Raw genomic sequence first — 7,120 nt, 5'->3', positions numbered from 1 at the left:
ACACTGTTTTGAGGTTGTAGATGAAACTGACGAAGTCAGCTCAAAACACAGTTTTGAGGTTGTAGATGAAACTGACGAAGTCAGTAACCATACCTACGGCAAGGCGACGCTGACGAAGTTTGAATTGGATTTTCACAGAGTGTAAATTGTTGAAACTAGGTTGTCATACAATGTGTACCACTTGGGCTTTGGCAGTAGCTAACTGCACTAAATATAATATAAGGAGGGTTTTATGGGGAAAGGCCATTGGAATCGGAAAAGAGTTTATAGCATTCGTAAGTTTGCTGTGGGAGCTTGCTCAGTAATGATTGGGACTTGTGCAGTTCTATTAGGAGGAAATATAGCTGGAGAATCTGTAGTTTATGCGGATGAAACACTTATTACTCATACTGCTGAGAAACCTAAAGAGGAAAAAACGATAGTAGAAGAAAAGGCTGATAAAGCTTTGGAAACTAAAAATGTAGTTGAAAGGACAGAACAAAGTGAATCTAGTTCAACTGAGGCTATTGCATCTGAGAAGAAAGAAGATGAAGCCGTAACTCCAAAAGAGGAAAAAGTGTCTGCTAAACCGGAAGAAAAAGCTCCAAGGATAGAATCACAAGCTTCAAGTCAAGAAAAACCGCTTAGGGAAGATGCTAAAGCTGTAACAAATGAAGAAGTGAATCAAATGATTGAAGACAGGAAAGTGGATTTTAATCAAAATTGGCACTTTAAACTCAATGCAAATTCTAAGGAAGTCATTAAACCGGATGCAGATGTATCTACGTGGAAAAAATTGGATTTACCGTATGACTGGAGTATTTTTAACGATTTCGATCATGAATCTCCTGCACAAAATGAAGGTGGACAGCTTAACGGTGGGGAAGCTTGGTATCGCAAGACTTTCAAACTAGATGAAAAAGACCTCAAGAAACATGTTCGCCTTACTTTTGATGGCGTCTACATGGATTCTCAAGTTTATGTCAATGGTCAGTTAGTGGGGCATTATCCAAATGGTTATAACCAATTTTCATATGATATCACTAACTATTTGAACAAAGATGGTCGTGAGAATGTGATTGCTGTCTATGCAGTCAACAAACAGCCAAGTAGCCGTTGGTATTCAGGAAGTGGTATTTATCGTGATGTGACTTTACAAGTGACAGATAAGGTGCATGTTGAGAAAAATGGGACAACTATTTTAACACCAAAACTTGAAGAACAACAACATGGCAAGGTTGAAACTCATGTGACCAGCAAAATCGTCAATACGGACGACAAAGACCATGAACTTGTAGCAGAATATCAAATCGTTGAACGTGGTGGTCAGGCTGTGACAGGTCTAGTACGTACAGAGAGTCGTACCTTAAAAGCACATGAATCAACAAGCCTAGATGCGATTTTAGAAGTTGAAAGACCAAAACTCTGGACCGTTTTAAATGACAAACCTGCCTTGTACGAATTGATTACGCGTGTTTACCGTGACGGTCAATTGGTTGATGCTAAGAAGGATTTGTTTGGTTACCGTTACTATCACTGGACTCCAAATGAAGGTTTCTCTTTGAATGGTGAACGTATTAAATTCCATGGAGTATCCTTGCACCACGACCATGGGGCGCTTGGAGCAGAAGAAAACTATAAAGCAGAATACCGTCGTCTCAAACAAATGAAGGAGATGGGAGTTAACTCCATCCGTACAACCCACAACCCTGCTAGTGAGCAAACCTTGCAAATCGCAGCAGAACTAGGTTTACTCGTTCAGGAAGAGGCCTTTGATACTTGGTATGGTGGCAAGAAACCTTATGACTATGGACGTTTCTTTGAAAAAGATGCCACTCACCCAGAAGCTCGAAAAGGTGAAAAATGGTCTGATTTTGACCTACGTACCATGGTCGAAAGAGGCAAAAACAACCCTGCTATCTTCATGTGGTCAATTGGTAATGAAATAGGTGAAGCTAATGGTGATGCCCACTCTTTAGCAACTGTTAAACGTTTGGTCAAGGTTATCAAGGATGTTGATAAGACTCGCTATGTTACCATGGGAGCAGATAAATTCCGTTTCGGTAATGGTAGCGGAGGGCATGAGAAAATTGCTGATGAACTCGATGCTGTTGGATTTAACTATTCTGAAGATAATTACAAAGCCCTTAGAGCTAAGCATCCAAAATGGTTGATTTATGGATCAGAAACATCTTCAGCTACCCGTACACGTGGAAGTTACTATCGCCCTGAACGTGAATTGAAACATAGCAATGGACCTGAGCGTCATTATGAACAGTCTGACTATGGGAATGATCGTGTGGGTTGGGGGAAAACAGCAACCGCTTCATGGACTTTTGACCGTGACAACGCTGGCTATGCTGGACAGTTTATCTGGACAGGTACGGACTATATTGGTGAACCTACACCATGGCACAACCAAAATCAAACTCCTGTTAAGAGCTCTTACTTTGGTATCGTAGATACAGCCGGCATTCCAAAACATGACTTCTATCTCTACCAAAGCCAATGGGTTTCTGTTAAGAAGAAACCGATGGTACACCTTCTTCCTCACTGGAACTGGGAAAACAAAGAATTAGCATCCAAAGTAGCTGACTCAGAAGGTAAGATTCCAGTTCGTGCTTATTCGAATGCTTCTAGTGTAGAATTGTTCTTGAATGGAAAATCTCTTGGTCTTAAGACCTTCAACAAAAAACAAACCAGCGATGGTCGTACCTACCAAGAAGGTGCGAATGCTAAGGAACTCTATCTTGAGTGGAAGGTTGCTTACCAACCAGGTACCTTGGAAGCTGTAGCTCGCGATGAAGCTGGAAAAGAAATTGCACGTGACAAGATTACCACTGCAGGGCAACCAGCAGGAGTTCGCCTCGTCAAGGAAGAACACGCCATCGCCGCAGATGGAAAAGACTTGACTTACATCTACTACGAAATCGTAGACAGTGAAGGAAATGTTGTACCAACTGCCAATAATTTGGTTCGTTTCCAATTGCATGGACAAGGTCAACTAGTCGGTGTCGATAATGGGGAACAAGCCAGCCGAGAACGCTATAAGGCGCAAGCAGATGGTTCATGGATCCGTAGAGCCTTTAACGGTAAAGGGGTTGCCATCGTTAAATCAACTGAACAAGCAGGTAAATTCACTCTGACTGCCCACTCAGATCTCTTGAAATCGGACCAAGTTACCGTCTTTACTGGTAAGAAAGAAGGACAAGAGAAGACTGTTTTGGGGACAGAAGTAGCAAGAGTTCGTACATTAATTGGTAAAGAACCAAAAATGCCGAAAACAGTAGGTTTTGTATACAGCGACGGTAGTCGTGAAAAACTTCCAGTAACTTGGTCTCAAGTCGATGTTAGTCAAGCAGGAGTTGTGACTGTTAAAGGTACAGCAAATGGACGTGAGGTAGAGGCTCATGTCGAGGTTCTAGCAATTGCGAAAGAATTACCAACAGTTAAACGTATTGCTCCAAATACTAACTTGAATTCTGTAGACAAATCTGTTTCCTATGTTTTGACTGATGGAAGTGTACAAGAGTATGAAGTGGACAAGTGGGAGATTGCCGAAGAAGATAAAGTTAAGTTAGCAATTCCAGGTTCTCGTATTCAAGCGACCGGTTATTTAGAAGGTCAACCAATTCATGCAACCCTTGTGGTAGAAGAAGGAAATGCTGCAGCACCTGTAGTGCCAACTGTTACTGTTGGAGGTGAGGCAGTAACAGGTCTTACTAGTCGACAACCAATGCAATATCGTACTCTATCTTATGGTGCCCAACTGCCAGAAGTCACAGCAAGTGCTGAAAATGCTGATGTGACAGTTCTTCAAGCAAGCGCAGCAAACGGCATGCGTGCGAGCATCTTTATTCAGCCTAAAGATGGTGGCCCTCTTCAAACCTATGCAATTCAATTCCTTGAAGAAGCACCAAAAATTGCTCACTTGAGCTTGCAAGTGGAAAAAGCTGACAGTCTCAAAGAAGACCAAACTGTCAAATTGTCGGTTCGAGCTCACTATCAAGATGGAACGCAAGCTGTATTACCAGCTGATAAAGTAACCTTCTCTACAAGTGGTGAAGGGGAAGTCGCAATTCGTAAAGGAATGCTTGAGTTACATAAGCCAGGAGCAGTCACTCTCAAAGCGGAATACGAGGGAGCTAAAGGCCAAGTTGATCTCACTATCCAGGCCAATACTGAGAAGAAGATTGCGCAATCTATCCGTCCAGTAAATGTAGTGACAGATTTACACCAAGAACCTACTCTTCCGTCAACAGTAACGGTTGAGTATGACAAAGGTTTCCCTAAAGCTCACAAAGTCACTTGGCAAGCTATTCCGAAAGAAAAACTAGACTCCTATCAAACCTTTGAAGTACTAGGTAAAGTTGAAGGAATTGACCTTGAAGCGCGTGCAAGAGTCTCTGTAGAAGGTATCGTTTCAGTTGAAGAAGTCAGTGTGACAACTCCAATCGCAGAAGCACCACAATTACCAGAAAGCGTTCGGACATATGATTCAAATGGTCACGTTTCATCAGCTAAGGTTGCATGGGATGAGATTCGTCCAGAGCAATACGCTAAGGAAGGTGTCTTTACAGTTAATGGTCGCTTAGAAGGTACGCGATTAACAACTAAACTTCATGTTCGCGTATCTGCTCAAACTGAGCAAGGTGCAAACATTTCTGACCAATGGACCGGTTCAGAATTGCCACTTGCCTTTGCTTCAGATTCAAATCCAAGCGACCCAGTTTCAAATGTTAATGACAAGCTCATTTCCTACAATAACCAACCAGCCAATCGTTGGACAAACTGGAATCGTAGTAATCCAGAAGCTTCAGTCGGTGTTCTGTTTGGAGATTCAGGTATCTTGAGCAAACGCTCCGTTGATAATCTAAGTGTCGGATTCCACGAAGACCATGGAGTTGGTGCACCGAAGTCTTATGTGATTGAGTATTATGTTGGTAAGACTGTCCCAACAGCTCCTAAAAACCCTAGTTTTGTTGGTAATGAGGACCATGTCTTTAATGATTCTGCCAACTGGAAACCAGTTACTAATCTAAAAGCCCCTGCTCAACTCAAGGCTGGAGAAATGAACCACTTTAGCTTTGATAAAGTTGAAACCTATGCTATTCGTATTCGCATGGTTAAAGCAGATAACAAGCGTGGAACGTCTATCACAGAGGTACAAATCTTTGCGAAACAAGTTGCGGCAGCCAAACAAGGACAAACAAGAATCCAAGTTGACGGCAAAGACTTAGCAAGCTTCAACCCTGATTTGACAGACTACTACCTTGAGTCTGTAGATGGAAAAGTTCCGGCAGTCACAGCAAGTGTTAGCAACAATGGTCTCGCTACCGTCGTTCCAAGCGTTCGTGAAGGTGAGCCAGTTCGTGTCATCGCGAAAGCTGAAAATGGCGACATCTTAGGAGAATACCGTCTGCACTTCACTAAGGATAAGAACTTACTTTCTTATAAACCAGTTGCTGCGGTTAAACAAGCTCGCTTGGTACAAGTAGGTCAAGCACTTGAATTGCCGACTAAGGTTCCAGTTTACTTCACAGGTAAAGACGGCTACGAAACAAAAGACTTGTCAGTTGAATGGGAAGAAGTTCAAGCAGAAAATCTGACAAAAGCAGGTCAATTTACCGTTCGAGGCCATGTCCTTGGTAGTGATCTTGTTGCTGAGTTCACTGTACGAGTGACAGACAAACTAGGCGAAGCTCTTTCAGATAACCCAGAGTATGATGAAGACAGTAACCAGGCCTTTGCTTCAGCCACTAACGATATTGATAGAAACTCCCATGACCGTGTGGATTATCTCAATGACGGAGATCATTCAGAAAATCGTCGTTGGACAAACTGGTCTGCAAGACCGTCTACCAATCCAGAAGTATCAGCAGGCGTAATCTTCCGTGAAAATGGTAAGATTGTAGAACGGACTGTTGCACAAGGAAAAGTTCAGTTCTTTGTAGATAGTGGTACAGATGCACCATCTAAACTTGTTTTGGAACGTTATGTCGGCCCAGACTTTGAAGTGCCTACCTACTATTCAAACTACCAAGCCTACGAATCTGGACATCCATTTAACAATCCAGAAAATTGGGAAGCTGTGCCTTATCGTGCGGATAAAGACATTGCAGCTGGTGATGAAATCAACGTAACATTTAAAGCTATCAAAACTATCAAAGCCAAAGCTATGAGATGGCGTATGGAGCGTAAAGCAGATAAGAGCGGTGTTGCGATGATTGAGCTGACCTTCCTTGCACCGAGTGAATTGCCTCAAGAAAGTACGCAATCAAAGATTCTTGTAGATGGAAAAGAACTTGCTGATTTCGCTGAAAATCGTCAAGACTATCAAATTACCTATAAAGGTCAACGGCCAAAAGTCTCAGTTGAAGAAAACAATCAAGTAGCTTCAACTGTGGTAGATAGTGGAGAAGATAGCCTTCCAGTACTTGTTCGCCTCGTTTCAGAAAGTGGAAAACAAGTCAAGGAATACCGTATCCACTTGACTAAGGAAAAACCAGTTTCTGAGAAGACAGTTGCTGCTGTACAAGAAGATCTTCCAAAACTCGAATTTGTTGAAAAAGATTTGGCACACAAGACAGTTGAGAAAAAAGATTCAACACTGTATCTAGGTGAAACTCGTGTAGAACAAGAAGGAAAAACTGGTAAAGAACGTATCTTTACAGCGATTAATCCTGATGGAAGTAAGGAAGAAAAACTCCGTGAAGTGGTAGAAGCTCCGACAGACCGCATCATCTTGGTTGGAACCAAACCAGTAGCTCAAGAAGCTAAAAAACCACAAGTGTCAGAAAAAGCAGATACAAAACCAATTGATTCAAGTGAAGCTAGTCAAACTAATAAAGCCCAGTTACCAAATACAGGTAGTGCGGCAAGCCAAGCAGCAGTAGCAGCAGGTTTAGCTCTTCTAGGTTTGAGTGCAGGATTAGTAGTTACTAAAGGTAAAAAAGAAGACTAGAAATTTTGATACCTTCTTTATCATTAAAGACCAAAGAAAAACTCTTGTCCTAAATAGAAGATAAAGAGCCTGAGACAAAATAGTTCTCAACCACAAAAAAGCTAGATATTTCCAATTGCGGAACTCTAGCTTTTTAATTTTGAGTCGTTCTCTTATTGTATAGTAGATTGAAACTAG

The 7,120-nt window shown here is 41.9% G+C and carries 1 protein-coding gene; it reads left to right on the top strand.

Going from position 1 to position 7,120, the window contains the following annotated elements; genetic code table 11:
- The first annotated feature begins 232 nt into the window (after positions 1-232).
- Positions 233-6,943, top strand: a complete 6,711-nt coding sequence (gene bgaA / locus HT669_RS07925) for an LPXTG-anchored adhesin/beta-galactosidase BgaA (RefSeq protein WP_172933677.1) — start codon at positions 233-235, stop codon at positions 6,941-6,943.
- The last annotated feature ends 177 nt before the right edge of the window (positions 6,944-7,120 follow it).

Origin of the sequence: Streptococcus sp. 2100 (assembly GCF_013276335.1) — a bacterium.
Taxonomy (GTDB): domain Bacteria; phylum Bacillota; class Bacilli; order Lactobacillales; family Streptococcaceae; genus Streptococcus; species Streptococcus pseudopneumoniae.
This window is presented reverse-complemented; position numbering and strand designations above follow the sequence as displayed.

Bases quoted from the DNA above. Each gene is read 5' to 3' on its own strand.
- bgaA (WP_172933677.1), top strand. From the start codon at position 233: ATGGGGAAAGGCCATTGGAATCGGAAAAGAGTTTATAGCATTCGTAAG.